29 protein-coding genes are annotated in these 24,823 nt (G+C 54.3%); 23 read left to right on the top strand and 6 right to left on the bottom strand.

Annotated features, from left to right (window positions below; genetic code table 11):
* Window positions 1-9 precede the first annotated feature (9 nt).
* From EVJ23_RS01010 to EVJ23_RS01000, 3 genes are read left to right on the top strand one after another with little or no spacing between them, the layout of a single operon-like run.
* Entirely contained in the window at window positions 10-1,008 is a 999-nt protein-coding gene (locus EVJ23_RS01010) for a thiamine pyrophosphate-dependent dehydrogenase E1 component subunit alpha (RefSeq protein ID WP_131464898.1), read from the top strand.
* Entirely contained in the window at window positions 1,008-1,985 is a 978-nt protein-coding gene (locus tag EVJ23_RS01005; protein WP_070327068.1) for an alpha-ketoacid dehydrogenase subunit beta, read from the top strand. Before EVJ23_RS01010 ends, EVJ23_RS01005 begins: the two co-directional genes overlap by 1 nt.
* An 11-nt stretch (window positions 1,986-1,996) precedes the next feature.
* Window positions 1,997-3,310, top strand: coding sequence for a dihydrolipoamide acetyltransferase family protein (locus EVJ23_RS01000; RefSeq protein ID WP_131463714.1), 1,314 nt, complete (start codon window positions 1,997-1,999; stop codon window positions 3,308-3,310).
* A 41-nt stretch (window positions 3,311-3,351) separates the two neighbouring features.
* On the opposite strand, the gene EVJ23_RS00995 is transcribed toward EVJ23_RS01000, so the two are convergent.
* The gene (locus tag EVJ23_RS00995; RefSeq protein ID WP_070327070.1) at window positions 3,352-4,128 is read right to left on the bottom strand and encodes a sporulation protein; all 777 of its coding nucleotides are present in this window, start codon (window positions 4,126-4,128) and stop codon (window positions 3,352-3,354) included.
* A 99-nt stretch (window positions 4,129-4,227) separates the two neighbouring features.
* Here EVJ23_RS00995 and EVJ23_RS00990 point away from each other — a divergent pair, with 99 nt between their 5' ends.
* The 8 genes from EVJ23_RS00990 to EVJ23_RS00955 all read left to right on the top strand — a co-directional run bounded on the left by EVJ23_RS00990 (window position 4,228) and on the right by EVJ23_RS00955 (window position 9,984).
* Window positions 4,228-5,412: a class I SAM-dependent methyltransferase gene (locus EVJ23_RS00990; protein ID WP_070327071.1), complete on the top strand. Its 1,185-nt coding sequence runs from the start codon at window positions 4,228-4,230 to the stop codon at window positions 5,410-5,412.
* 34 nt (window positions 5,413-5,446) lie between these two features.
* Window positions 5,447-5,875 (top strand): BrxA/BrxB family bacilliredoxin, encoded by a 429-nt coding sequence (locus EVJ23_RS00985; RefSeq protein ID WP_070327072.1) that lies wholly within the window; start codon window positions 5,447-5,449, stop codon window positions 5,873-5,875.
* 59 nt (window positions 5,876-5,934) lie between these two features.
* Window positions 5,935-6,276 (top strand): DUF952 domain-containing protein, encoded by a 342-nt coding sequence (locus EVJ23_RS00980; RefSeq protein ID WP_071397702.1) that lies wholly within the window; start codon window positions 5,935-5,937, stop codon window positions 6,274-6,276.
* A gap of 181 nt (window positions 6,277-6,457) precedes the next feature.
* On the top strand, window positions 6,458-7,249 hold the full coding sequence (locus EVJ23_RS00975) for a transporter substrate-binding domain-containing protein (RefSeq protein WP_131463712.1): 792 nt from the start codon (window positions 6,458-6,460) through the stop codon (window positions 7,247-7,249).
* Window positions 7,250-7,305: 56 nt separating this feature from the next.
* Window positions 7,306-7,965 carry an amino acid ABC transporter permease gene (locus EVJ23_RS00970; RefSeq protein WP_201738347.1) on the top strand — a complete coding sequence of 220 codons (660 nt, stop codon included), beginning with the start codon at window positions 7,306-7,308 and terminating at the stop codon, window positions 7,963-7,965.
* Window positions 7,962-8,684, top strand: coding sequence for an amino acid ABC transporter ATP-binding protein (locus tag EVJ23_RS00965; protein ID WP_070327076.1), 723 nt, complete (start codon window positions 7,962-7,964; stop codon window positions 8,682-8,684). The genes EVJ23_RS00970 and EVJ23_RS00965 overlap by 4 nt, the downstream gene beginning before the upstream one ends.
* A 38-nt stretch (window positions 8,685-8,722) precedes the next feature.
* Entirely contained in the window at window positions 8,723-9,397 is a 675-nt protein-coding gene (locus EVJ23_RS00960) for a metal-dependent hydrolase (RefSeq protein WP_131463710.1), read from the top strand.
* A complete protein-coding gene (locus EVJ23_RS00955; RefSeq protein ID WP_131463708.1) occupies window positions 9,397-9,984 on the top strand; it encodes an HD domain-containing protein in 588 nt (195 codons plus the stop codon). The genes EVJ23_RS00960 and EVJ23_RS00955 overlap by 1 nt, the downstream gene beginning before the upstream one ends.
* 33 nt (window positions 9,985-10,017) lie before the next feature.
* On the opposite strand, the gene fadH is transcribed toward EVJ23_RS00955, so the two are convergent.
* Window positions 10,018-10,788 (bottom strand): 2,4-dienoyl-CoA reductase, encoded by a 771-nt coding sequence (gene fadH / locus EVJ23_RS00950; RefSeq protein ID WP_201738976.1) that lies wholly within the window; start codon window positions 10,786-10,788, stop codon window positions 10,018-10,020.
* 89 nt (window positions 10,789-10,877) lie between these two features.
* The gene (locus EVJ23_RS00945; protein WP_236633717.1) at window positions 10,878-11,960 is read right to left on the bottom strand and encodes an N-acetylglucosaminidase; all 1,083 of its coding nucleotides are present in this window, start codon (window positions 11,958-11,960) and stop codon (window positions 10,878-10,880) included.
* A gap of 67 nt (window positions 11,961-12,027) precedes the next feature.
* Between EVJ23_RS00945 and EVJ23_RS00940 the strand changes: the two genes are divergently transcribed.
* Both EVJ23_RS00940 and EVJ23_RS00935 read left to right on the top strand, forming a co-directional pair.
* Complete coding sequence (locus EVJ23_RS00940) at window positions 12,028-12,999, top strand: aromatic acid exporter family protein (protein ID WP_131463706.1); 972 nt, start codon at window positions 12,028-12,030, stop codon at window positions 12,997-12,999.
* A 198-nt stretch (window positions 13,000-13,197) separates the two neighbouring features.
* Window positions 13,198-14,328, top strand: coding sequence for a M20/M25/M40 family metallo-hydrolase (locus EVJ23_RS00935; protein ID WP_131463704.1), 1,131 nt, complete (start codon window positions 13,198-13,200; stop codon window positions 14,326-14,328).
* Window positions 14,329-14,373: 45 nt separating this feature from the next.
* Here EVJ23_RS00935 and EVJ23_RS15260 read toward each other — a convergent pair whose 3' ends face one another.
* Complete coding sequence (locus tag EVJ23_RS15260) at window positions 14,374-14,547, bottom strand: hypothetical protein (RefSeq protein WP_167615642.1); 174 nt, start codon at window positions 14,545-14,547, stop codon at window positions 14,374-14,376.
* Window positions 14,548-14,621: 74 nt separating this feature from the next.
* Here EVJ23_RS15260 and rnz point away from each other — a divergent pair, with 74 nt between their 5' ends.
* The 7 genes from rnz to EVJ23_RS00900 are packed head-to-tail and all read left to right on the top strand — an operon-like array spanning window position 14,622 to window position 19,283.
* Complete coding sequence (gene rnz, locus EVJ23_RS00930; protein WP_131458475.1) at window positions 14,622-15,527, top strand: ribonuclease Z; 906 nt, start codon at window positions 14,622-14,624, stop codon at window positions 15,525-15,527.
* A gap of 1 nt (window position 15,528) precedes the next feature.
* On the top strand, window positions 15,529-16,419 hold the full coding sequence (locus EVJ23_RS00925) for a hypothetical protein (protein ID WP_071397691.1): 891 nt from the start codon (window positions 15,529-15,531) through the stop codon (window positions 16,417-16,419).
* A 20-nt stretch (window positions 16,420-16,439) separates the two neighbouring features.
* Window positions 16,440-16,829 (top strand): DUF4430 domain-containing protein, encoded by a 390-nt coding sequence (locus EVJ23_RS00920; RefSeq protein WP_236641216.1) that lies wholly within the window; start codon window positions 16,440-16,442, stop codon window positions 16,827-16,829.
* Window positions 16,807-17,484 (top strand): hypothetical protein, encoded by a 678-nt coding sequence (locus EVJ23_RS00915; RefSeq protein ID WP_131463700.1) that lies wholly within the window; start codon window positions 16,807-16,809, stop codon window positions 17,482-17,484. Before EVJ23_RS00920 ends, EVJ23_RS00915 begins: the two co-directional genes overlap by 23 nt.
* Complete coding sequence (locus EVJ23_RS00910; RefSeq protein WP_131463698.1) at window positions 17,444-18,406, top strand: ATP-binding cassette domain-containing protein; 963 nt, start codon at window positions 17,444-17,446, stop codon at window positions 18,404-18,406. The genes EVJ23_RS00915 and EVJ23_RS00910 overlap by 41 nt, the downstream gene beginning before the upstream one ends.
* Window positions 18,379-18,924, top strand: coding sequence for a hypothetical protein (locus EVJ23_RS00905; protein ID WP_131463696.1), 546 nt, complete (start codon window positions 18,379-18,381; stop codon window positions 18,922-18,924). The genes EVJ23_RS00910 and EVJ23_RS00905 overlap by 28 nt, the downstream gene beginning before the upstream one ends.
* 32 nt (window positions 18,925-18,956) lie before the next feature.
* Entirely contained in the window at window positions 18,957-19,283 is a 327-nt protein-coding gene (locus tag EVJ23_RS00900; protein WP_131464896.1) for a hypothetical protein, read from the top strand.
* Between the two features lie 60 nt (window positions 19,284-19,343).
* Here EVJ23_RS00900 and EVJ23_RS00895 read toward each other — a convergent pair whose 3' ends face one another.
* Entirely contained in the window at window positions 19,344-20,141 is a 798-nt protein-coding gene (locus tag EVJ23_RS00895; RefSeq protein WP_370252119.1) for an SDR family NAD(P)-dependent oxidoreductase, read from the bottom strand.
* Window positions 20,142-20,286: 145 nt separating this feature from the next.
* On the opposite strand from EVJ23_RS00895, the gene EVJ23_RS00890 reads away from it, so the two are divergent.
* The 3 genes from EVJ23_RS00890 to EVJ23_RS00880 all read left to right on the top strand — a co-directional run bounded on the left by EVJ23_RS00890 (window position 20,287) and on the right by EVJ23_RS00880 (window position 23,917).
* Complete coding sequence (locus tag EVJ23_RS00890; protein WP_131463692.1) at window positions 20,287-21,189, top strand: peptidase U32 family protein; 903 nt, start codon at window positions 20,287-20,289, stop codon at window positions 21,187-21,189.
* A gap of 10 nt (window positions 21,190-21,199) precedes the next feature.
* Entirely contained in the window at window positions 21,200-22,453 is a 1,254-nt protein-coding gene (locus EVJ23_RS00885; protein WP_131463690.1) for a peptidase U32 family protein, read from the top strand.
* 81 nt (window positions 22,454-22,534) lie between these two features.
* The gene (locus EVJ23_RS00880; protein ID WP_131463688.1) at window positions 22,535-23,917 is read left to right on the top strand and encodes an MATE family efflux transporter; all 1,383 of its coding nucleotides are present in this window, start codon (window positions 22,535-22,537) and stop codon (window positions 23,915-23,917) included.
* Here the strand turns inward: EVJ23_RS00880 and EVJ23_RS00875 are convergent.
* A complete protein-coding gene (locus EVJ23_RS00875) occupies window positions 23,912-24,781 on the bottom strand; it encodes a DMT family transporter (RefSeq protein ID WP_236633681.1) in 870 nt (289 codons plus the stop codon). The genes EVJ23_RS00880 and EVJ23_RS00875 overlap by 6 nt on opposite strands.
* Window positions 24,782-24,823: the final 42 nt, after the last annotated feature.

The raw sequence follows: 24,823 nt of genomic DNA, 5'->3' as shown, positions 1-24,823 counted from the left end.
ATGGAACAAATGACTGTGAATTCATATGAAGAGCTCGGCTTGTCGAAACAAGACCTCACCGCGATGTTTGAGACGATGGTCCGGGCCCGTAAAATCGATGAACGGATGTGGAAATTGAACCGAGCCGGAAAAATCCCGTTCGTCGTCTCGTGTCAAGGACAAGAAGCGGCCCAAGTCGGGGCGGCGTTCGCCCTCGAGAAAGGGACCGACTACATCCTCCCATACTACCGGGACGTCGCCGTCGTCTTGCATTTCGGTCAGACGGCGCGTGACTTGATGTTGTCGGCGTTCGCCAAAGCGGAAGACCCGAACTCGGGCGGCCGGCAAATGCCAGGTCACTTCGGCTCGAAACAACTTCGCATCGTGACGGGGTCGTCTCCGGTGACGACGCAAGTGCCGCACGCGGTCGGTGTCGCACTCGCGGCCAAACTGAAAAAAGAAGAGCTCGTCACGTTCGTATCGTTCGGTGAAGGCTCGTCGAACCAAGGGGACTTCCACGAAGGGGCAAACTTTGCCGGCGTGCATAAACTTCCGGTCATTTTGTTCTGTGAGAACAACAAGTACGCGATCTCGGTACCGCTGTCGAAGCAACTCGCCTGCGAGCGCGTCTCGGACCGGGCGAAAGGATACGGGATGCCAGGAGTGACGGTCGACGGGACAGACCCGATCGCCGTCTACGTCGCCGTGAAAGAGGCCCGCGCCCGCGCACTCCGCGGAGAAGGGCCGACGTTGATCGAGGCGGAAGTCGAACGGCTCGTGCCGCACTCGTCGGATGACGATGACAAGGCGTACCGCTCGTCAGAAGAACTCGCCGAACTGAAAAACCGCGACGGGATTCAGTTGTTCCGGAAGCGATTGCTCGAAGATGGCGTCGCAACCGAGGCCGAACTCACAGACATCGAGACGAAAGTCGACGTCGAAGTGAACGAAGCGACGACGTACGCCGACAAGGCGCCTTACGCGTCACCGGAATCGACGATGGACCACGTGTACGAGGGGGATAACTGATGAAAACGTTTATTGAAGCGATCAACGAAGCAATCCATGAAGAGATGGAACGCGATGAGAACGTGTTCGTGCTCGGTGAGGACGTCGGCGTCCGCGGTGGTGTCTTCCGGGCGACGCAAGGCTTGATTGAAAAGTATGGTGAGGACCGTGTCATCGATGCTCCGCTCGCTGAAAGTGCGATCGCAGGCGTTGGGATCGGTGCGGCCATGTATGGGATGCGGCCGATCGCCGAGATGCAGTTCGCCGACTTCATCATGCCGGCCGTCAACCAAATCGTGTCCGAGGCGGCGAAAATCCGTTATCGCTCGAACAATGACTGGACGTGTCCGATGGTCATCCGGGCGCCGTTCGGGGGCGGGATCCATGGCGCGCTCTATCATTCACAGTCGGTCGAGGGCATGTTCAACTCGACGCCTGGTTTGAAAGTCGTCATCCCGTCCGACCCGGTCGACGCCAAAGGACTGCTCAAGGCGGCGATCCGTTCGAACGATCCTGTCCTCTTCTTTGAGCATAAACGGGCGTACCGCTTGTTAAAGGCGGACTTACCGACTGACGACTATACGGTCGAGATCGGCAAGGCCGCCGTAAAACGCGAAGGCGACGACGTGACGATCATCACGTACGGCCTCTGTGTCCATATGGCCCAAGAAGCCGCGAAGACGCTCGAGGCGGAAGGGATCAGCACGCATATTTTGGATTTACGCACGGTCTATCCGCTCGATCAAGACGCGATCGTCGAAGCCGTCAAGAAGACGGGTAAAGTCCTGCTCGTGACCGAAGACAATAAAGAAGGCAGCATCATCGGGGAAGTTGCAGCCATCATCGCCGAGAAAGCGCTGTTTGAACTCGATGCGCCGATCGAGCGCTTGGCAGGGCCGGACGTGCCGGCGATGCCGTACGCGCCACCGATGGAGAAGTATTTCATCGTATCCCCTGAAAAAATTGCGGAGCGGGCCCGTCAGCTCGCTGCGTTTTAAGGAGGGGTCTTATGGAACAGACGATCAAGATGCCACAACTCGGGGAAAGTGTGACCGAAGGGACGATCACGACATTCCTCGTCAAGCCGGGCGACCGGGTCGAAGAGTATGAACCACTCGCTGAAGTCATGACCGATAAAGTGACGGCCGAGATCCCGGCTACGAGTGCTGGGATCATTAAAGAGCTGTTGATTGGTGAAGGCGATACCGTTAGCGTCGGCACGCCGGTCTTGACGATGGAAGTCGCAAGCGCTACCGATGAGCCCGCCGAATTGACAACTGAAGACACGAAGCAGCCGGAACAGGCTGCGGTCGTCGCGACCGTTCCTGTTTCCGCGCCGCCGCGTAATAGAAGCGCGAACGGGCGTTTCTCACCGGCCGTCATCCGTCTCGCGAGTGAGAATGATATCGATTTGGATCAACTCGACGGCTCAGGACTCGGTGGCCGGATCACGCGCAAAGACGTCCTTCGTTACTTATCGGAAGGTCGTCCGCGTCAACCGGAACCGGCGACGCAAGTACCGGTTCAAGAGACGATGACGCAAGTGAAGCTCGATGTGCCAGAAACCGTCACGAAGCCTGTCGTCGCGCCAATGACCGCTTCGACACCGAGTGAATCGTCAGACCGTATTGAGATGATCCCGACGGCGGGTGTCCGTCAAGCGATCGCGAGCAACATGGTCCGCTCGAAGCACGAGGCACCGCACGCGTGGCTCATGATCGAAGTCGACGTGACGAACCTCGTCGAGGCGCGCGCCAAATTGAAAGATGAGTTCTTCGAACGGGAAGGCGTCAAGTTGACGTTTATGCCGTTCTTCATGAAGGCGGCGGTCGAGGGTCTGAAGAAACATCCGATGATGAATTCGGAGTGGGCCGGGGACCATATCAAAGTCCATAAAGATATCCATCTATCGGTCGCCGTCGCGGCGAACGATGCGCTCTACGTCCCGGTCATCAAGCATGCGGACGAGAAGAACATCAAAGGGCTCGCCGTCGCGCTTCAAGACGTCGCCGGCCGTGCCCGCGCAAACCGCTTGAAAGCCGACGAGATGCGTGGCGGCACGTTCACGATCAACAATACGGGCGCTTTCGGATCGATCCAATCGGCCCCGATCTTGAACTACCCGCAAGCGGCGATTCTCTCGGTCGAATCGATCGTGAAACGTCCCGTCTGGGTGAACGGTATGTTCGCGGCACGCGACATGGTCAACTTGTGCATGTCGGTCGATCACCGCGTCCTCGACGGTCTCGTCGCCGGACAGTTTTTACAGGCGATTAAACAGTCGCTCGAATCAATCGACCCGAACACGTACACACTTTATTGATCCAAAAAGGAGCCACGGACGCATGTCCGTGGCTCCTTTCGTTAAATTGACCGTTCAATCAATGACTCGATGTCGCGGCGAATACGTTCGGGCGAAGATAAGTCGGCCTGTGAGTAACTGAGCCGATGTGTCGACTCATCGGTCCCGGTTAAGTCGGCGAATAGACTGCCTAAACTATGGACGCTCTTGTCGACTTGGATCAACAAGTCGAGGCTCGTCTCGTCTTGCAGCAAGATGACCTCGAGTTCGTCGAGCCGACGTCCGAAACTTGTGCCGTTCGGCGAATACTCGAGCTCTTGAGCGATCGGGAGTCGTCCCGAGCGATGTCTGGCCGGCAGCATCTCGGTGTCGGCTTTTTTTAGCCGGAAACCGATATCGTCGAGAACGTCGAGGATGACTTGCTGCTCGCGGTTCGGTTTGACGAGAATCGAGTCCTCGTCTTTCGGGTCGACCGCTTGGGCGATATCGAGGCCGGTCTCGATCCATGTCTTCGACTGGCTGACGGAGATCGGTGTGTTGAACGGCACTTCGATCGTGAACGGGATCTCTTTCACTTCGTCCGGTCCGATCATGAATGGTGCCTCGTTCAACAGGATTTTTTCGATCGTGAACGTCGAATAGGTCGTCTTGTCATTGACCTCGTGCTTGTAGAGCGTATTGAAGAAAATGTAGATACGGTCGACCGATTGTTCGACGTTGCCGCCTTTGATGTGGACGACCCCGTCGAGCGTACCGCCGGGAACACAACTGTTCTCCGCCAGGCGCGTATCGACAGTCGCAGCCCCGATTCCAATCGATGAAAGTAACTTTTTAAACATATGGTGATCCTCCTTTGACGTTTGCACGTGTTCGTGTAATAGTATGTACGGATGCACGTTTAAAAAGTTTCGCAACTACTTAAAAAAAGGATGAATCAAGTGGAATATACAGATTTGATGGAACGGCTCAACGGTCTGATCGAAGATGGGGAGCTCGTGACGGCGACAATCAGTCAACCACGTCAAAAATCGAGCGATTTACGCCGGGTGAAACTGAAGCCGGTATTGTTGAAAGATGAGTACCACATACAGTTTGAATACCAATTTGAGCGCGTCATGAAACATAAAAATTTACGTACGGAAGAAGCGATCGCAGAGCTTGGACAGCTGCTCGAAAACTTCCGGCAAGGACAGTTTCAGCTGAAAGCGACCGAGCTCCATTTCCAACTCTCGAAAAAGTTTAAAGTAACGTATAAAGAGCGGCCAACGGACGTGAAGCAAGTGAAACTGACGCACAACCGCGAAAAGCAGTACGTGTTGCCGGTCGATGAGCCGGTCCCGTTCCTGATTCGCCTCGGCGTCCAGTCGGCAGATGGGAAAGTGAAGCGTCAGAAGTACGATAAGTTTAAACAAATCAACCGGTTCCTCGAGTTCATCGAGGATTCGATCAAATACCTCCCGACCGACCGGACTGTCCGGATTCTCGATTTCGGTTCGGGCAAATCGTATCTGACGTTCGCCTTGTACCATTTCTTGCATGAGATGAAAGGGTATGACGTACACATCACCGGGCTCGATTTGAAGAAGGAAGTCATCGAGGAGTGCGCCGGGATCGCCCGCGACCTCGGCTACGAGCGGCTCGAGTTTCTCGTTGGGGACATCAATGAATTTGAAGGCGAGTCGGCGGTCGATATGGTCGTCACGCTCCATGCCTGCGACGTCGCGACCGACATGGCGCTCGCGCGAGCGGTCCGCTGGGGGGCGAAAGTCATCTTGAGCGTGCCGTGTTGCCAGAAAGAACTGAACCGGCAACTCGAGGCGCCGAGCCTCGACGTCATGCTTCAACACGGCCTCGTCAAGGAACGGTTCGCGGCGCTCGCCACCGATTCGATCCGGGCCGAACTGCTCGGTCTCGTCGGCTATGAAGCGCAGTTGCTCGAATTTATCGACATGGAACATACACCAAAAAATATTTTGATTCGCGCCTATTTGACGAACCGCGAAGCGACCGAAGAGCAGCGCGTCCGCTACAAAGCGTTCAAGTCGTTACTCGGTGCGGACCCGTTCCTTGAAGGTCAGTTGAGCGATAGACTTGTCCTAACCGATCCACAAGACGTAAAATAAGAAAGATAAGACGAAAGTCGAAAGGGGAAACAATATGGATTTTCAATTATACTTTCAAGATGTAGTCGAACAGGCACGCAATGAGGTACGGGCAGCAGGATACACCGAACTGACGACACCGGAAGAAGTCGATGCGGCACTGAAGAAAGAAGGCAAGACGCTCGTGCTCGTCAACTCGGTATGTGGTTGCGCCGGTGGGATCGCTCGTCCGGCCGCGGCCTATGTGAACAAGATGGAAGGCACGAAACCGGATCAGTTCGTCACCGTCTTCGCCGGACAAGACCGGGAAGCGACGGACCGGGCTCGTGAGTATTTCGAAGGGTACGCCCCGTCGTCACCATCGATCGCGCTACTCGAAGACGGAAACATCGTCACGATGGTCGAACGGAGCACGATTGAGTCGTCGACGGCTGAAGAGCTCGTCGAACAGTTACAGACGTTGTTCGATATTTATTACGCGTAATCAATGTGTGGGCGCAAAGGCTTTGCCTTTGCGCTTTTCCTTAAGAAGGGATCGATCGAATGGAACCAGTCGTTAAAATCATGAGCGAGGCGGAATATGCGATCGCCTTGTCGCGAGGTGAGATCAACGAAGAATCGCTCCAAACGGAAGGATACGTTCGTTGCTGCACCCCGCAACAGATCAGCAAAGTCGCGAGGCGCCACTATCACGGGGAGCGGGTCGTGCTCGTCTCGTTCCATATTGGGCGCCTCGGTAGCTTGCTCCACTACGAGCTAGATGAGGACGGAGATCGCTATCCGCACGTATATAGCGCCATCCCGATCACGTCGGTGAAACGGGTGCAACCTTATGGGTCGACAGATAACGGTACGGTCACGTATTTCGCTTACGAGCGGATGTGACCGTAATTTTTTTGATTTTTATGCATGAATATACTTTACAATTAATAATTATGTGTATATAGTGGTTGAAGACAAGTCAGACATATGAAGAGCGAAAGAACTATTGAGACAGAAAAACAAATATGTCATAATTTTGTTAAAGTTCTGACAATTCCATCTTATTGAAAAGGGGAAAATGAACATGAAAAAAAGTTTTCTAGCATTATGTATCGCAGCACTGGCTGCATTTTCGGTCGCCTGTGGCGCCGACGTCAATGAAGGCGGGTCATCGTCGACGAATGAGGAAGACGACAAAGTCCTCGTCATGGGGACGAGCGCGGATTACTTCCCTTATGAGTTCGTCGATACGGCGAGCGGTGACGAGATCGTCGGATTCGATATCGACATCGCCAAACAAGTGGCCGACAACATGGGCTATGAATTGAAAATAGAAGATATGGACTTCGGTAGCTTGCTCGGGGCCTTGAACGCCGGACGCGTCGATTTCGTCATGGCGGGCATGACGCCGACTGAAGAGCGGAAAGAGAACGCCGACTTCACAGATATTTACTTCACGGCGAAAAACTTGATTCTATCAAAAGGCGACGCGATTCAAACGCTTGAAGACCTAGACGGGAAACAAGTCGGCGTCCAGCTCGGTTCGATCCAAGAAGGGATTGCCAAAGACCAGATCCCCGGCGCGGAAATCGTCGCCTTGAACAAGATCCCTGAGATCATTCAAGAGATCAAGACAGGCCGCATCGACGCAATGGTCATCGAAGACACGGTCGCGAAGAAGTACCTCGACCAAGACAGCGAGCTAGCGACGTTTGAAATCGTTGACGAAGAAGAAGCCGGCTCGGCCGCGGCTTTCCGTAAAGACGATGAGCTCCGCGATCAGTTCAACGAAGAGTTGAACAAATTGATCGAATCAGGAGAAATCGAGAAGTTAGCTCAAAAATGGTTCGAAGAAGAGGCAGCACCAGCTGAATAATTATGGATTAAGGCTGACTGAAAACATCAGTCAGCCTTTTTTAGGAGGAACTTATAATGGATTTTAGTCGGATTTATGATTCTATGCCGTACATTCTTGAAGGGATCCCGGTCATGTTCCAAGTCGTGCTCGTCTCGGCGCTGTTCGGGATCACGTTCGGTGTCGTCGTGGCCACGTTCAAGATTGTGCCGAACCGTCTCGTCAACTTCATCGGACACGCCTACACGGCCGTGTTCCGGGGAACACCGCTCATCTTGCAACTCGCCATCATCCACTTCGGCTTGCCGCAGTTGACGGGCTTTATCACGACACCTTATCAATCGGCCGTCATCGCCTTCTCGCTCAACTCGGCGGCGTACATCTCGGAGATCATTCGGGCCGGGATTCAAGCGGTCGACAAAGGCCAGTGGGAAGCGTCTGACGCACTCGGTGTCCCTTATGTCAAACAGCTGCGCTCGATCATCTTGCCGCAGGCGTTTAAAAACATCTTGCCTGCACTCGTCAACGAGATGATCACGCTCACGAAAGAGTCGGCACTCGTCTCGACGGTCGGCGTCCTCGATATTATGCGCCGGGCCCAAATCGTCGGAGGACAGAAGGCGATCTACTTCGAACCGCTCCTGTTCGCCGGTGTGATATACTTTACGATAGTAATGGTGTTGACATACTTTGGTCAACGTCTTGAAAAACGGTTAAGAAAGAGTGATGGCAGATGATACAAGTAAAGGATTTATACAAACAGTTCGGTGACCTTGAAGTGTTGAAAGGGATTACGACTTCGATTGAAAAAGGAGAAGTCGTCGCTGTCATCGGTCCGTCGGGTTCCGGTAAGTCGACGTTCTTACGTTGCTTGAACATGCTCGAAGTGCCGACAAGCGGAACGGTCAGCGTCGCCGGATACGAGTTGACGAAAAAAGGGGCCAACGTCTCGAAGGCACGGCAAAATATCGGGATGGTGTTCCAACAGTTCAACTTATTTCCGCATATGAACGTGCTCGACAACTTGACGTACGCACCGATCAACGTGTTGAAAGTCAGCAAGGCTGAAGCGATCGAACGAGCGAAGACGTTGCTCGAGCGTGTCGGATTATCGGAGAAGATCGATGCTTATCCGAGTCAGTTGTCAGGCGGACAAAAACAACGTGTCGCGATCGCCCGGGCGCTTGCCATGGAGCCGAACGTCATGCTGTTTGACGAGCCGACGTCGGCGCTCGACCCGGAGATGGTCAATGAAGTGCTCGACGTCATGAAAGGACTCGCCGATTCAGGGATGACGATGGTCGTCGTCACGCACGAGATGGGCTTTGCCCGTGAAGTGGCTGACCGTGTCCTGTTCCTTGATGAAGGCATCTTGATGGAGGAAGGCAAACCGGCCGACCTGCTCCTCAACCCGCAGACGGACCGAGCCAAACGGTTCTTAGAAAAAGTCTTGTGATGACACGTTCCATCTGACACCAGAAAGGGAGGATTCGAATGAAGATCACGTACTATGGCCATGCGACAGTCCAGCTCGATATCGACGGAATGAGCGTCTTGATCGATCCGTTTTTGACGAGTAACCCGCATACAGACGTCGACCCGGCGACATTGACAGCCGACTACATTTTGTTGACGCATGCGCATTTCGATCATATCGAGGACGTCGAACTGATCGCGAAAGAAACGGGCGCGACGATCGTCGCGACACATGAACTCGCGACCTATTACGAGAAAAAAGGCTATTCGGTCCACGGCATGAACATCGGGGGAGGGTATTCCTTCCCGTTCGGCCGTGTCACGATGACGCAGGCGTTCCACAGCTCGAGCCTTGACATGGGCGACGTCCCGGTCTATATGGGGATGCCGGGGGGCTTCATCATCGAGACGAACTCGCTGACGCTTTACCATGCGGGTGATACGGCATTGTTCTCGGACATGAAACTGTACGGTGAACGGTTCGAGATCGACGTCGCCTTCCTGCCGATTGGGGACAACTTCACGATGGGGCCGGTTGACGCGCTCGATGCCGCCCATTGGCTGCAGGCGAAACGAATCGTCCCGATTCATTTCGATACGTTCCCACCGATCAAACAAGATGCACGTGCCTTCTGTGACCAGTTACATCAGCGCGGTCTGTTGATCGAACCGAACACGACGATCGAGATTTGATGGCGCGTCAAGCGATTCAAGCGACCGAACGCTTCGTGACGAAGCTTCATACCGGGGATCATACCGGGCATGACATGAGTCATCTCGAACGGGTGCGTCGGCTCGCCGAACATCTCGCTGAAGGGATGGCGGTCGACCCGCTCGTCGTCACACTCGCGGCGCTGCTTCATGACGTCGAGGACGCGAAACTCGGTCGAGCCAAAGGGCTCGTCCGGCATCATCTCGAGACGATCGCCCTCAGTACAAGCCAGACGGATCACATACTCGCCGTCATCGCGGAGACGTCGTTCTCGCAAGGCAGACTGCCGACGACGCTCGAGAGTGCGATCATTCAAGACGCAGACCGGCTCGATGCGGTCGGTGCGATCGGCATCGCCAGGACGTTCCAGTATGCCGGATCACGTGGCACACCGCTCTATGATCCGGCCGACCCGTCGAGCGCCATCGCGCATTTTAGTGACAAACTGCTCTTGCTCGCAGACGGGATGCATACGGACCGGGCGAAAGCGATCGCCCGCGACCGTCACGCGTTCATGACGTCTTTCTTGAAGCAGTTCGAGGCGGAATGGGTTGGCGAAGATATGTAAAACGGCCGAGGAGGGATCCTCGGCCGTTTGGCGTTAAAATGGATGTTTATTGAGCCAATGCCCGCCGTCGAGCGAGATGCATTCACCGTTCAAGTAACGCATCTCATCCGACGTCATCCAGAAAGCGAGGTCAGCGATCTCTTCCGGTGTCCCGAAGCGGCCGAGCGGGACGTTGCGGCGGATGCGCTCGACTTCTTTGACGTGGACGGCGAGTTTGTCGGCCCCGCCAGTCCGTTCGATCGGTCCCGGGCTGATCGCATTCACGCGGGCCCCGAACTGATAGCCCCATTCGACGGCGAGCGTCCGGGTCAAATTCAGTACGCCTGCTTTAGCGGCGGCGCTTGGTGCGACACCAGCACCTGCCTGCCACGCGTACGACGCGACCATGTTGATGATCGAACCGTCACGGAGTTGTTCGCGCTCCCAGTGCTTTCCGAGGACGTGCGTACAGTTGAACGTGCCGTTCAAAACGATGTCGATGACACTCGTCCAACCGTTCGGTGTCAAATCGAGCATCGGGCAGACGAAATTGCCGGCGGCGTTATTGACGAGCGCATGCACCGGACCGAATCGTTCGACAATCTGATCGAGCGCTTGGGCGCACGCCTCGTAATCGCGGACGTCGTGTTGGACGGGTAACGCTTGACCCGCACCGATCGCCTCGAGTTCACCCATCGTTTCTTGCAGGCGCTCTTCGTTACGGCCGCTGATGGCAACGTTCCAGCCTTCGCTTTTAAATTTTAGCGCCATCGCTTTCCCCATGCCGGACGAACCGCCGGTAATCCAAATCGTTTTCAAATGAATCTCCCCCTTTGAATGAATGATCGTTCATTTTTAGTATTCGGGTTTGACTCTAGGGATTCCTGCAAAAAAAAGCGACGGCCGTTTGGCCGTCACTGGAGCTGTTCCAAATAGTTTAATCCGAGCTCGCGGTCGATGCGATACATCGTCCCGGCGACTTTCTCGCCCCAATACGGGTCCGAGGCGTAGAAGACGTTGACACCTTCTTGCTTGTTGCCGGGGAACGGGCCGCGGTCGTACGATCCGGTCACATACTTCTCGGCGAACAAGCGGGCCGCAGCATCGACACTCGCCTCGATTGAAGCGAACGTCGAGGCGTTGCCGCTCGGGTCGTCATCTGTCGCTTTGAACCCGAAGAGATTATTTTTATCGCGGGCGATCGCGGACGTCCCGTATCCCGACTCGTGACCGGCGACGGCGAGTAAGAACAGGGCGTTAATACCGAACTCGGCTTCGGCGTCCTTGAAGGCATCACCTTTTCCGGTGAGCGGACTGTCACCGAGCGTGGCGAGAAATTGATCGAGTTCGCGGGCCGAGTACGGCGATTTGGACTGAATCGAGGCGAATTGGTACGGTGAATCGAAGACGTCCCGGACGTTTTCGGTATAAAACCGGTCCGACGTTTCCTGCGGGGCGGGTCCGACCAAAAATGTCCCAGCCAAGTTCCCGTTCGCTTCAACGGTATGGAGCACTTGTCCGTCCCGCATCTCGTAATAGCCGCGTTTCTCGACGACGGCGTCCGGGTATAGCGTCATGTCGGCCAGCGGTACGTACACGTCGGCACCGGAGATGGTGACTCGCAAATGGTCAGAACCCTTTCCGACGAGCCTAAGCCGGGTGCCGCCGGCGACGTACGACTGCTGCTCCTTGAACGCGGCATCTTTATACAGGTTCGTGACCCGGTCAGTCGGCGTGACGGCGATGCCGGTGCCGGTAAAGTCGATGACTTCGCCGGACGGGCCAAGCAAGGCGCGATTGCCGCCGCGTTCCATATAGGTGCGGGCTTCAGCGAGCGACTCGAAGTGACGGGACGAGACGTCACCATCTGCGAACGTCTCGACGGTGTACGTCCCGTTGCCTCGCTCTTGTAACCAAAGAAAGCCGAAGATGGCAAGTGCTAAGCTGAGCAGGGCGGGCAAGAGCCGGCGTCGTTGTTTTTTCTTCAATAGGATCACTTCCAAACTTGAGGATTGCCAAACAGAGAAAACTAGTAAACAATTTTGTATGAGAGGAGGGAATGATATGAAAATTGGTACACGTACGTTAAAGACGGCGGTCGCGGCTGGGATCGCGATGCTCATCGCTGAGACGATCCATCTCGATTATTACGTCTTCGCGGCCATCATCGCCATCCTCAGTATCCAAGAGACGCGCAAGAAGTCATTTCGGGCCTCATATGAACGTGTCATGGCAAGCTTACTCGCCATCGGGATGGGCGCGTTGATGTTCACGCTGCTCGGCTATTCGCCGGCGACGCTTACACTTTATTTTGTCATGTTCATCCCGCTCGTTCAACAGCTCAAACTGCAGGACGGCATGATCACGAGTGTCGTCATCTTGACCCATCTGTACACCGAAGGACGGTTCTCACTCGACTTGTTCTTGAACGAACTCCTGTTGATCGCGATCGGGGTTGGCGTCGGACTCGTCGTCAACATGTATATGCCGACGCTCGATAAAGACATCGAGCGCATTAAAGAGAGTATCAATCGGGCGCTCGCGGTCCACTTCTATGACGTCGCAGCCTGTGTCGAGACCGGTGTGTACAATAACCATTCGATGATGCTGTTGAAGACGCGTGACTATTTAAAGAACGGGAAAGACTTGGCCCTCCGCCGGATGGGAAACTCGATCGGGAAGCGCAACGAAGACATGGACTATCTATACTTCCGGATGCGCGAGCGCCAGTACGACATTTTGAAGCGGATTGCTGATAATGCGCGGGAGATCACGATGGTCGTCAATGAGGCGAAACCCGTCGCCACATTTTTACGCCGCGTCGGCGACAACGTCAACGAGCAGGCTGACGCCTCGGCGTTTCTTCGCGAGCTCGAGGAAATCATCGACCATTATCGAAAAAACGTACCTCTCCCCACATCGCGTGAGGAATTTGAGGTACGCTCGTCGCTGCTCAATATTTTGTCAGATGTGAAGAGTTACTTGATCTTGAAAGAACGGTACATTCTCCTGTTACAGGAACATGGCCATCCCTGACAAAAACGTGCTAAGCAAGAAGATTGATACGATGACGACGACGCCGATTTGAATGATGCGTTGTCGTTTTTGTTGTTTTTTTCTCATGAGGATCCTCCAAAACGTGTTTGACCTCATTGTACAGAATGGAAAAGGTTCGTGCAAACGACATGAGTTTGTTATAATAACCAAGAAATGTTTGGATGGAGGGATGTTTTTATGGTAAACGAGACACGTGTGCTGGACACATTTTTACAGTTGGTCAGCATCGATTCAGAGACAAAAGAAGAAGCGGTCATCTGTGAGCATTTAAAGTCGGTCTTCACAGAACTCGGATGTGACGTCTACGAAGACGACGCATCGACAAAAACTGCGCATTCAGGAAACAATCTTATCGTCACGTTGGCTGCGACGAAACAGGGCGTTGACCCGATTTACTTCACGGCCCACATGGATACGGTCACACCAGGTAAAGGCATCAAAACGAGTATTAAAGACGGTTATATCGTCACAGACGGGACGACGATTCTCGGTGCCGACGACAAGACGGGGCTTACAGCGATGATCGAACTCGTTCGGGTCTTGAAAGAGGAGGCAATTCCACACGGTCAGATCCAGTTCGTCATCACGGTCGGTGAAGAATCGGGTCTCGTCGGTGCGAAAGTGCTCGACCTCTCGAAAATCGATGCGAAATTCGGTTTCGCCCTCGACTCGGACGGACCGGTCGGCGATATTATCGTGGCAGCTCCAACCCAAGCAAAAGTGAACGCGAAAATTTACGGGAAGACGGCCCACGCCGGTGTCGCCCCAGAAAAAGGCGTCTCGGCGATTCAAATCGCAGCAAAAGCGATCGCAAAAATGAAGCTCGGCCGGATCGATGAAGAGACGACGGCTAACATCGGACGCTTCGAAGGCGGACGCGCGACGAATATCGTCTGTGATTACGTCGAAGTGCTCGCCGAGGCCCGTTCGCTTATCCACGATAAGATGGAAGCGCAAGCTGAAGCGATGAAGCAAGCGTATATCGAAGTTGCTGAGACGCACGGTGGTCGTGCTGAAGTCGAGATTGACATCATGTACCCGGGCTTCAAGTTCGAAGAAGGCGACGAGGTCGTCGAAGTGGCGAAGTCAGCGGCGACAGCGATTGGACGTCCGATTCGTATCCTTCATTCGGGCGGGGGCTCAGATGCGAACGTGATCGCCGGTGGAGGCATTCCGACGGTTAACCTTGCTGTCGGGTATGAAGAAATCCATACGACGAACGAACGCATGCCACTCGTCGAACTGTATAAGTTAATTGAACTCGTTGTTGAAATTGTCGAGCAAGTCGCAACACGGGAAACAAACTAAAAAAAGAGCCGACGCTAAGTCGGCTCTTCCTATGTGTTCGTGTGTTTATGCGGCGAACTCCAACGATTCTAAGACGAGTTCGTCTGAGCAGTGAAGTTCGGTCGCTATGTCGTGAATTCGGATCGAGGTGCCTGCATCTTGTTGGTGTTTGCGATTCATTGAAGTCGCTCGTTCCCGAATCACTTCATACAAAGCATCGGAATGTTCAACTTTATTCATCACGGATCACATCCTTTTCAACGAGTGACTCAAGTATAGCATGGATTAGGCTAGCAGAAAGGACAAATATATTTATGAAGTTACATTTTTTAGGAACTGGTTCAGGCATGCCTTCGAAACAACGGAACGTTTCCGGGCTCGCACTTACATTGCCTAAACAGACGTGGCTGATCGATTGCGGGGAGGCGACCCAGCACCAGATTCTCCATACCACGATCAAACCGCGAAAAGTATCGGCTGTTTGGATCACGCATCTACACGGGGACCATGTCTTCGGGTTGCCAGGTTTCTTATCGACGCGTTCCGCCCTCGACGGAAAGGATCCGCTCACGCTGTACGGGCCGCGTGGCATCAAGCAATGGCTCGAGCTGACGTTGAAACTGACCGGTTCATATTTAGGCTATGACCTGACGATTGTCGAATATGAGGACGGGGACACGTTCGAGCAAGACGGTCACCTCGTCACGGTGCGGAAGCTCGCGCATCGCTTTCCATCTTACGGGTTTCGCATCGAGGCACCGGCGCGTCCGGGGACGCTCCTCGTCGACAAAGTGAGAGCACTCGGTATTCCGAGCGGTCCAGTCTATCGGACAATCAAACAAGCAGACACGTTTGAATTTGCAGGGAAAACATACGCGTCTAAAGAATATGTCACAGAATCGGTCCGTGGAGCGATCGTCGCCATCCTAGGGGATACGACTCCGTGCGAGAATGCATTCGTGCTCGCACAAGCTGCCGACGTTCTTGTCCACGAGGCGACGTTTATGCAAGGGGAGTCAAAACTTGCGAGACAGTATGGTCACTCGACGACGGTCGAAGCCGCAAGGCTCGCGAACGAGGCGGGAGCGGGCCGGTTGATCGTCACCCATATCTCGGCCCGCTACCAAGGCCGGGAAGCAGAATTTGAGGCCGAGGTCGTGTCTGGGTTTGCGGATAGCCATGTGGCAACCGACTTTTCCGAGTTTATAGTGGGGGATTGATGTGACAATACAACTATACGTTTGGCTAGGTTTCATCGTCATCAGCCTGTTGCTAGGTGTAAGATTGAATCAGTTGAAAGAGCCAGAACCGAACTTTTTCGCCAAGTTCTTATTCTACTCGTTGCTCGGAATCGTTTCGTTTCCGATCGGCGGGTTTCATATCCCAATCGGATTTTTGATGTCATTCTTGTTCTTTCCAAAACGAAACAGCCGGTATAAATGGTACGGGGCGCTCGTCGGCTTCTTCTTCTTCATCGTTTTACTGTTCGTACCTTTGTTCGACCAATCCGAATTCCGGGCCGAATCTCAACAAATCGGGCCGGTGTCGGTGCAAGACGAGTCGTTCGACCGGATGACAGATACGATTTTACGCCGGATCAACGGCGAGGTGATCAAGCTCGATCGTAGCAAGATGATTGTCGACCGGGACGGTGAACTGCAGTCACTCGAGTATTTGCTCATGGTCGAACGCAACAGCTCGTTCCAGCAAATCCGCATCAACTATGACGACTCAGGGGAACTTGAATATCGTCAAGTCGATGAGATGAACAAAAGTTCCGGTCGAGCCTTTTTCGAGAAGCTCGTCGACTTCGAACACGTGATCGAAGCCGTACGGGGGACAGCGTGGGAAGACTTTGCCAAACAAGTCGAGGCACCGCTCTTGCAGCTCTCATTTGACGGACTGTACGACATGTACACGTTCGAGAACGAAGCGATGCTCATGATCAACCGGGACGGACGAATCGTCAAATTCTGGCTCCAGCGCGAACCCGTGCTCGCCAACAGTATTCAATTGACCGGTTTGACCCGTGAAGGCAGAACGACAGGCGAAAAATATACGATTCTTTACAACTACTCCATCCACCAACGAGAGGATTTGACGGATCAATGAAAAAATTGCTCATCATGGGTATGATGATACCTTTATTGGCAGCTTGTGCTGGAGAAGAGACATCGAACGGACAAAGTGAGTCTTGTGACGTCGAACCGACAATTTCCGTTTACGACGCGTCGACAGAAGAGACGTTGTACCATGAGAAAAGTGTCTGCCTAGAGGATGGGTCGACGGTGCTCGATGCCCTCAAGGTGACAGAATTGCCGATTGATTCGGTCGGAAGCGGGGAGATGACCTACGTCACGGCAATCGACGGGATTCAAGAAAAATCGGCCGGTCAGTCATCTGGTTGGGTGTACGCCTTTAACGGCAGCCCTGGCGATGAAGGGGCGGCTGCAAAAGAAGTCGAGTCCACCGATATTATCCAATGGCGGTTTGAAGAAGATGCGATTTCTTTCTTCGAATGAGGCGGATTGGGAGCGTAGACATGCTGTCACGCTCCTTTTCTTTCTACTCGTCCATCTGTACGTCTTGATCCATGTGAACGGTTCGTTAAGTCTGCTCGCCGGGCTGGTCTTGTTGTTACTGTTGGAGCGGCGCTTTCCCGTCGCGATGCTCGGTCTGCTCGTCGCGTTCGCGCTGATCTCGCTCGCACCGATTTTGCTCCAGTGGGACGTCTCCATCCGTGCGCTCAGCGACCAAATTGTCCGCTTGGCGACGTTTTTATTCGGAATGGTTTGGGCGAGCCGTTTCATGCGATTAGAACGGCTATTGCCGCTCTTGCGACGCTTTCCGCAATCGACCCGGTTGCTGTACGGTGCTTGGGCGCTCGTCCCGTCGATGGAACGGGCCATCCGTTTGTCGCTCCGCAGTCACCAGCGACAAGACTGGCGAGAAGCGATCGTCGTCGGGATTGACAGCCAGCGCCGTGAACCCGTTTACGCGTTGCCGCGCCTACGTCCATTCCAAGGCGATGATCTCGTTCATCTGTTCATCTTGTTTATTTGCTTTGTGGCGGCGCTTAAGTGGTCACCACTCATCTGGTTGCTTTACCCGTATTTGACGAAAGGAGGGGTGCGAGATGCGTTGGTTATCCTCAGAGCACGGACGTCAGCAAATTGAGGAGTGGGTCGCTTCAGAGCGGGCCCATATCGTCAATCTCGATGACCCGCTCGCCGGTTCGGTCGCCTCACTGCTCGCCGGTGATGATGCGATGCGCGGCGCCGAACTGGCAGCTCTCTTGCAAATCGATCATCTGTCCAAAAAGCGATTTGATGAATGCTCGAGCGGAGAACAACAACTCGTTCGAATCGCTCACGTGCTCGGCGAAAATCCCGATGCGCTCGTTCTCATCGAGCCGTTCCGTTATCTCGATCGATTCCGCAGCGAACACTTGTCGATGCTGCTTCGGCGGCTAGGACAGCTCGGGATTAGCGTCGCTTATACGGACCGGTCGCGTGAAGGCGGTGCAACACATGCGTTCACGGTCGTAAAGTCGTCTAGTGAAGCATCGATTAACGTCAAAGACGTTTCCTATCGTCATCCGTTGCAACCCGCCTACGCGGTCGAACACGTGTCGTACCGGTCTGACGGACCAGGGTTAACGGTGTGCATCGGGACGAACGGCAGTGGCAAGTCGACACTCCTAGAACTGATGGCGAAGAGTCTGCGTCCGCTATACGGGAAAGTGAAGTTATCAGAGCGGCCGCTCTATCTTCCGGCAGACCCCGAGTACGGGCCGTTCCCAAAAGCGTTGAATCGACGGGTCGAACAGTTGCAGGCGGTACTCGCGTCCACGTCGTCACTCATCGTCCTCGACGAGCCGACGGTCGGACTGTCGGAGAACGAACGCGACGCCTTCGTTGCGGCAATCGTACAAAAAGCCGAGACGGCGCGTGTTTTATGTGCGACCCACGATGAACGCTTGATTGCGGCGGCAGGTCATGTCTTATGTATGGCGAGCGGAGCGGTCGTGTTTGACGGCACGCGCGAACAGTACGTGGATCGGAGTACGTTATGGTCACTTACGTCCTCGCCCTCATAACCGCGTTCGCACTTTTGTCGAAGTTTGAGCGGACGAAGTCACCTATTTCTGTATTGACGCAGCTTCTTGCGCTCGCCGTCATCGGACGGTGGCTTTTCATGGCCATACCGAACGTGCAACCGACGACCGCATTGTTGATGCTGACCGCGCTCTATTTTGGATGGACGAGTGCAGGCATGCTCGCTTTATTCGTCCCGATTTTATCGGGACTTTTACTCGGCCTCGGTCCGTTCGTTTTGTATCAGTTTCTCGGTTGGCTGCTCGTGATCACGCTCGTTTACTTGTTACGACCGATCTTGTTACGGTCGCGCATGTTACTTTGGTCAATCGGGCTCGGCTCTGGTTTTTTATTCGGCTGGACGACGAACTTGTCGTTCGCGGAAGTGATTGGAGCCGACTTTATCAAATTGCTCATCCTTAGCTTGCCGTTCGATTTGGCGCATGGAATCGCAAACGTCTTCTTTTTGATCGTCCTACATGATTTATTCGTTCGCATATTTGTCCGAGAAGACGGGTAAACATGAGTACTACTCGAGTGAGGTGGTTGAGCATGGGCGGATACGTCAATATGTATGAGATCGGTTTGTTCCTCTTCATCGGACTATTGTTTATGGCCGTCAATATCTTCTTGATGTCGCGTCGGCTCATTCGGACACGATACGCGATGTTGAGCATCCTCGCTTCTAGCGTCTGGCCGGCACTGATGATCGTCTTGTCCGTTCAAAACGTCAATCTCCTCGAGGAGCTACGAGCCCGAACGGTCACACTTGAAGCCGTGTTCGCCTGGTCTCTCGTCGTCACGACGGCGCTCATGACGGTGATACCAGCTTTTATCTTTATTCGACGTCTGATTCAGCTGTCACGCCATGGCGACTGATTCCTCAACCTAAAAAAGCAGAGCGACTCAAACGTTTGAGTCGCTCTGCTTTTTTTAGGTTCAAGATGTCGGGAGCTGTTCGACCGAGGCATCTGTCGGTTTTTGGAATCGACGTAAAATTTCGAGACTGACCGCTCGCGGCATAATTTTCGCGAGTCCGACGAGCGCTTGGTTCGACAAACCTGGGATGATGACCCGTTTATTTTTCATGACGCCCTTATAACCGAAGAAAGCGACGAGATGAGACGGCATTTTCGATACCATCATTTCACTGCCGGCCCGGTTAAAGAAACCGGTGTCGGTCGGACCCGGGCAAAGGACGCTGACGTTTACGCCTGTGCCTTTCGTCTCGGCATGGAGCGCTTCTGTGAGTGATAAGACGTACGCTTTCGTCGCGTAATAGACGGCCATATACGGTCCCGGCTGGAATGCGGCGACAGAGGCGACATTTAAGACATAGCCGTGATTGCGGGCGACCATGTCAGGCAAGTACGCTTTCGTCAACTCGGTCAAGGCGTTGACGTTCAACCGGACCTCTTCGGCCTCGGTTTCCGCATCGAGCTCGATAAACTCGCCAGCCGTACCGAAACCAGCGTTATTGATTAAAAAATCGACCGTGAGCCCGGCGGCGTCAATCGCGTTCGTCAACCGTTTCACGGCGTTGTGTTCAGATAGGTCGAGTGCGAACACGTGCACGTTAATCGTGTATCGTTTTTCAAGCACTTTTTTGAGTTCATGTAACCGTGGCTCGCTACGAGCTACGAGAATACAGTCAAATCCATCTCGGGCCGCTAAGACGGCGAGATCTAGGCCGATGCCAGTCGAGGCACCGGTAATCAAGGCTGTTTTTGTCAAAATCGTCCACTCCTTCAATTAAAAAGTCATACATTGTTACTGATTTCTTCACTAGTTGTTAAATTCCTGCTTCGTCGACACGCTTGAACGTGTGCTAAAGTATATCAAGAATATGTGATTAGACTCACAAAGTCAGGAGAAAAAACAGATGATGATTCAGCTAGTTACTACAGCACAAAGCGTCGAACAAGCAGAGGCGCTGATCATGGCGGGAACAGACCGTCTATATATCGGAGAGTCGACGTTTGGTTTACGCCATAAAGGTGACTGGTCGCTTCCAGCTGTGAGAGAAGTCACAGCGCTCGCCCGTCGTTACGGCAAAGAAGTGACGGTTGCCGTCAACAATTTGATGCATAACGATCAAATCGAGGCGTTGCCGGATTATTTACACGCGCTCAAGCAAATCGGGATCGACAGTGTGACGGCGGGCGATCCAGGTGCCATCCGCTTGATCCGTAATGCCAATATCCCCTATTGGTACGATGCTCAAACGCTCGTCACGTCGGCGCGACACATTCAATTTTGGGGTAAGCGCGATGCCATCGGGGCGGTCGCGGCCCGTGAAGTGACACTGACCGAACTTGGGATGATTCAACAGCAGATCGGGCTCCCCGTCGAGGTTCAAGTGTACGGACCAACATGTATCCATCACTCGAAACGACCGCTATTGACGAACTATTTCAATGAGATCGGTCGGTCGAGAGGGGACGCGGAAGCGCGCGAGTACTATATGAGCGAACCGTCTGATGCGGACAGTCGCTATCCCGTCTACCAAGACGACAATGGGACGCACGTCTTCTCCGAAGATTTGACGCTCATGGGTCAATTGCCGGTGCTCTTAAAAGGCGGACTGCATACGTGGAAACTCGAAGGATGGCATGCCGGGGACGCGTTCGTCGACATCGTCCGTCTGTTCGACAAAGCCCGGTCCGATTTGTTGAATGGCCAGTTCGACCGCACGCTCATGGAACGGCGTCTCGCCGAACTCCAACCTGAACAATTCCGGCTTGGGACCGGACTGCTGTTACGAAATCCAGAAGAGATCAAGTGAGGGGATCAAGATGAAAAAACGTCCAGAACTACTAGCTCCGGCAGGAAACTTAGAAAAATTAAAGATGGCGATTCTTTACGGGGCCGATGCGGTCTTTATCGGTGGTCAACAGTTCGGGCTCCGCTCGCGGGCTGGCAACTTCGGATACGAGGAGATGACTGAAGGCGTCGCATTCGCGCACGAGCGCGGGGCGAAAGTGTATGTCGCCGCGAACATGGTGACCCATGAAGGGGATATCGATGGCGCGGGCGATTTCTTCTGTCGACTCCGTGACATCGGCATCGACGCCGTCATCGTCTCGGACCCGGCCATGATCGAGGTCTGTCTAACGGACGCGCCCGGTCTTCCGGTCCATTTGTCGACCCAGGCGTCGGCGACGAACTACGAGACGCTCCGTTTTTGGCAAGAGGAAGGGCTAGAGCGAATCGTCCTCGCCCGTGAAGTGTCGATGGAAGAGATCAAAGAGATGAAGCGTCAAGTCGACGTCGAGATCGAGGCGTTCGTCCATGGCGCGATGTGTATCTCCTACTCGGGACGTTGCACGCTGTCGAACCATATGGCGCTCCGCGATGCGAACCGTGGCGGCTGCGCCCAGTCGTGCCGCTGGAAATACGGCTTCTTCGAGGCGGATGAGTTGTTGACAGACGACATGGCAGCGCGCGATGAGGAACCATTCTCGATGAGTTCGGTCGATCTTGCGATGGTCCGGCACATACCCGATTTGGTCGATGCCGGCGTCGATAGCTTGAAAGTCGAGGGACGGATGAAGTCGATCCATTACGTGGCGACCGTCTGTAACGTCTATCGTCAAGTCATCGATGCCTACTGCGCGGATCCTGAAGGCTTCGTCTTCGACCCGGCATGGGAAGAAGAGATTTGGAAAGCGGCGCAACGGGAGCTCGCGAGCGGGTTCTATTACGGCATCCCGACCGAGAAAGAGCAACTGTTCGGCAAACCGCGCGCCATCCCGCAATATGCGTTCGCAGCGCGCGTCATCTCGTATGAAGCGTCGACAGGCATGGCGACGCTCGAGCAGCGTAACCATTTCCGCCGCGGAGAAGAAGTCGAATTCTTCGGCCCCGGGTTCGTCCGCTTCACGCAACGGATCGACGAATTGTTCGATGAGACCGGGATGCCGCTCGAGACGGCGAACCAGGCGATGATGACGGTACGCGTCAAAGTCGATCAACCTGTCGCGACCGACTTCATCATGCGAAAACGAAAAGTGGCAGCAGTGAAAGTTCCCGCTTCAAGTGCCCGTTGACACATCCGGCAAGGCAACATAGTCGACCGTTCCATCCAATCTTGCTACCCTATTAACATATACGAAAAAGGGGATGGAAGGATGAATCAGAACACGGAGCAACTCCGGACCGATCCGATCGGACGCCTGCTGTTCAAGCTGTCGCTGCCGGCGATGATCGGTATGCTGGTGACGGCGCTTTATAATATAATTGACACGATTTTCGTCTCGCGTGGCATCGGCCCTGCTGCCGTGGCCGCGATCGGGATCGCGTTCCCGATTCAAATGATTCTAATGGCCGTCTCGAGTGCGGTCGGTCTCGGCGGGGCCTCGATCAGTTCGCGGAAACTCGGCAAAGGAGATGACGCCGGTGCCGCCGTCACGTTCATGAACGTGCTCGTGCTCGTAGGCGTGTTCGCCGCGTTCGCGGTCAGTTCGGCCATCTTCATGCTCGACTCGATCTTGACCGTGTTCGGGGCGACGTCGGAGATCATGGAATTGAGTCGTCAATACTTATCGGTCACGCTGATCAGTTCGCCGTTCTTCATGTTCACGCTCGCGGCGAGCGCGATGGTGCGGGCCGAAGGACAGGCACCTTATCAGATGAAAGTGATGCTCACGACCGTCGTCGTCAACTTGGTGACGACGCCGCTGTTCATCTTCACGTTCGGATGGGGTATTTACGGGGCGGCCTGGTCGACGGCGCTCGCTCAAGTCGTCGGGTCGGTGCTCATGTTACGCTTCTTCTTCGCAAAAAATCGCCGGACCGAGCTCGACTTCCAATGGCGGAAGTTTCGGCTGCGGTTCGGCGAGTTGAAGGAGATTATGGCAATCGGGTCATCCTCGTTCGTCATGATGGTGTCGCAATCGATCTTGTTCGTCTTCGTCAACATCATGCTCGGGACGTATGGGGGGACCCAAGAATTGGCCACGTTCGCCATTTTGAATAAGTTCATGGCGCTCGTCGGGATGCCGATCATGGGCATCGTCCAAGGCATGCAACCGATAGTCGGCTATAACTTCGGGGCGCGACAGTTCGAGCGGATGCGCGAGACGATTTGGACGGCGCTACGGGCCGGAATCGCGATTGCGGTCTTCATCTGGCTGACGCTCCAGCTGTTCCCGGAACCGCTCATGCGCATGTTCACGTCCGACGCGAACTTGATTGCTGGCGGGGTGACGGCGATTCATGTCCTGTTCGCTGTCTCGTTTTTAACGAGCGTCCAAATGCTTGTCAACGGCATCTATCAATCACTCGGGAAAGCCCGGGTCGCGATGTTCTTGTCGTTGTCTCGACAGACGCTCTTTACGATTCCGCTCGTGTTTATATTACCGAACTTCTTCGGTGTGTTCGGTGTTTGGCTCGCCTTCCCGATCGCCGACGGCTTGACCTTCCTGACAGCGGTCGGCATGGCGATTTGGGACCGGAAACTGCTGTTCCGTCCGTCAGAAGATGAGGTAGAAGCGAAAGCGACCAATTTATGAAACGACGTCCGTTCTTGTTGAACGGGCGTCTTCTTTTAGGAATAAGTAAATCCCACCGAGCAAGACGGCCGCGCCGATCCATTGCATCACGCCGAGCCGTTCCTCGAAGAAGACGAACCCGAACAGCATTCCCCAGAGCGCCTCGCCGAGGATGGTGATGCTGACGACGGTCGCACTGACGCGGGCGAGGGCGTAGTTGAACAAGTTATGGCCGAGGAGCGTCGGGAAGAAGGCGAGAGCGATGAAATACCACCAATTCACCGCTTCGAAGCCGACGAATGTCGTGTCCCGAACGAGCAACATGAAACCGAGAACGAACGTTGCGACGAGATAGACGCTGAACGAGTAGTCGTTCGTCTTCATCTCGGTCCGAATGTGTTGACCGACGAGCCAGTAGCCGGCGATCAGCAAGGCGGCGAGAAGCGCGAGCAAATCCCCGTAGAGCGCGTCGCGACCGATTTGGATATCACCGGCCGCGACGAGCATGCCGCCGAGGACGGCGACGAGCGCAAACGCCAAACCTTTTCGGGTCGGATGTTTTTTAAAGAACAGGGCGTTCCCGATGAGGACGAAAATCGGGCTCGATGTCACGAACAACGTCGAACTCGCGACGGTCGTGTAGTCGAGCGATAAAAACCAGAGCCAGAAATGGAAGGCGAGGAGCGTCCCGCTGAGCAAGATCGCGTAGCGGGTGTTCGAGCGTAACGAGAAGAGCGAGCGGTAATCGAGAAACGGCAACAACATGAGGCTCGAGAACAGCATACGGTAGAATGCGGCCGTCTCCGCCGGAGCGGACGTCCATTTGACGAACAAGACGCTCGTCGACAGGAAAAAGACGGCGGCAAATAAAATTAAATAAGACAACAGGCATCCCCCTTTGGTTTTGTACATATTCTTCTAATGATA

Source organism: Exiguobacterium sp. SH1S1, assembly GCF_004337245.1.
GTDB classification, from domain to species: Bacteria; Bacillota; Bacilli; order Exiguobacteriales; family Exiguobacteriaceae; genus Exiguobacterium; species Exiguobacterium aurantiacum_A.
Note: the sequence above shows the minus strand (reverse complement) of the source record. Positions and strands in the feature narration are given on the sequence as shown.

Excerpts from the sequence above, each read along its gene's own strand:
- EVJ23_RS01010 (WP_131464898.1), top strand. The coding sequence starts at position 10 with ATGACTGTGAATTCATATGAAGAGCTCGGCTTGTCGAAACAAGACCTC.
- EVJ23_RS01005 (WP_070327068.1), top strand. The coding sequence starts at position 1,008 with ATGAAAACGTTTATTGAAGCGATCAACGAAGCAATCCATGAAGAGATG.
- EVJ23_RS01000 (WP_131463714.1), top strand. The coding sequence starts at position 1,997 with ATGGAACAGACGATCAAGATGCCACAACTCGGGGAAAGTGTGACCGAA.
- EVJ23_RS00995 (WP_070327070.1), bottom strand. The coding sequence starts at position 4,128 with ATGTTTAAAAAGTTACTTTCATCGATTGGAATCGGGGCTGCGACTGTC.
- EVJ23_RS00985 (WP_070327072.1), top strand. The coding sequence starts at position 5,447 with ATGGATTTTCAATTATACTTTCAAGATGTAGTCGAACAGGCACGCAAT.
- EVJ23_RS00980 (WP_071397702.1), top strand. The coding sequence starts at position 5,935 with ATGGAACCAGTCGTTAAAATCATGAGCGAGGCGGAATATGCGATCGCC.
- EVJ23_RS00975 (WP_131463712.1), top strand. The coding sequence starts at position 6,458 with ATGAAAAAAAGTTTTCTAGCATTATGTATCGCAGCACTGGCTGCATTT.
- EVJ23_RS00970 (WP_201738347.1), top strand. The coding sequence starts at position 7,306 with ATGGATTTTAGTCGGATTTATGATTCTATGCCGTACATTCTTGAAGGG.
- EVJ23_RS00965 (WP_070327076.1), top strand. The coding sequence starts at position 7,962 with ATGATACAAGTAAAGGATTTATACAAACAGTTCGGTGACCTTGAAGTG.
- EVJ23_RS00960 (WP_131463710.1), top strand. The coding sequence starts at position 8,723 with ATGAAGATCACGTACTATGGCCATGCGACAGTCCAGCTCGATATCGAC.
- EVJ23_RS00955 (WP_131463708.1), top strand. The coding sequence starts at position 9,397 with ATGGCGCGTCAAGCGATTCAAGCGACCGAACGCTTCGTGACGAAGCTT.
- EVJ23_RS00940 (WP_131463706.1), top strand. The coding sequence starts at position 12,028 with ATGAAAATTGGTACACGTACGTTAAAGACGGCGGTCGCGGCTGGGATC.
- EVJ23_RS00935 (WP_131463704.1), top strand. The coding sequence starts at position 13,198 with ATGGTAAACGAGACACGTGTGCTGGACACATTTTTACAGTTGGTCAGC.
- EVJ23_RS15260 (WP_167615642.1), bottom strand. The coding sequence starts at position 14,547 with ATGAATAAAGTTGAACATTCCGATGCTTTGTATGAAGTGATTCGGGAA.
- rnz (WP_131458475.1), top strand. The coding sequence starts at position 14,622 with ATGAAGTTACATTTTTTAGGAACTGGTTCAGGCATGCCTTCGAAACAA.
- EVJ23_RS00920 (WP_236641216.1), top strand. The coding sequence starts at position 16,440 with ATGATGATACCTTTATTGGCAGCTTGTGCTGGAGAAGAGACATCGAAC.
- EVJ23_RS00915 (WP_131463700.1), top strand. The coding sequence starts at position 16,807 with ATGCGATTTCTTTCTTCGAATGAGGCGGATTGGGAGCGTAGACATGCT.
- EVJ23_RS00910 (WP_131463698.1), top strand. The coding sequence starts at position 17,444 with ATGCGTTGGTTATCCTCAGAGCACGGACGTCAGCAAATTGAGGAGTGG.
- EVJ23_RS00905 (WP_131463696.1), top strand. The coding sequence starts at position 18,379 with ATGGTCACTTACGTCCTCGCCCTCATAACCGCGTTCGCACTTTTGTCG.
- EVJ23_RS00900 (WP_131464896.1), top strand. The coding sequence starts at position 18,957 with ATGGGCGGATACGTCAATATGTATGAGATCGGTTTGTTCCTCTTCATC.
- EVJ23_RS00890 (WP_131463692.1), top strand. The coding sequence starts at position 20,287 with ATGATGATTCAGCTAGTTACTACAGCACAAAGCGTCGAACAAGCAGAG.
- EVJ23_RS00885 (WP_131463690.1), top strand. The coding sequence starts at position 21,200 with ATGAAAAAACGTCCAGAACTACTAGCTCCGGCAGGAAACTTAGAAAAA.
- EVJ23_RS00880 (WP_131463688.1), top strand. The coding sequence starts at position 22,535 with ATGAATCAGAACACGGAGCAACTCCGGACCGATCCGATCGGACGCCTG.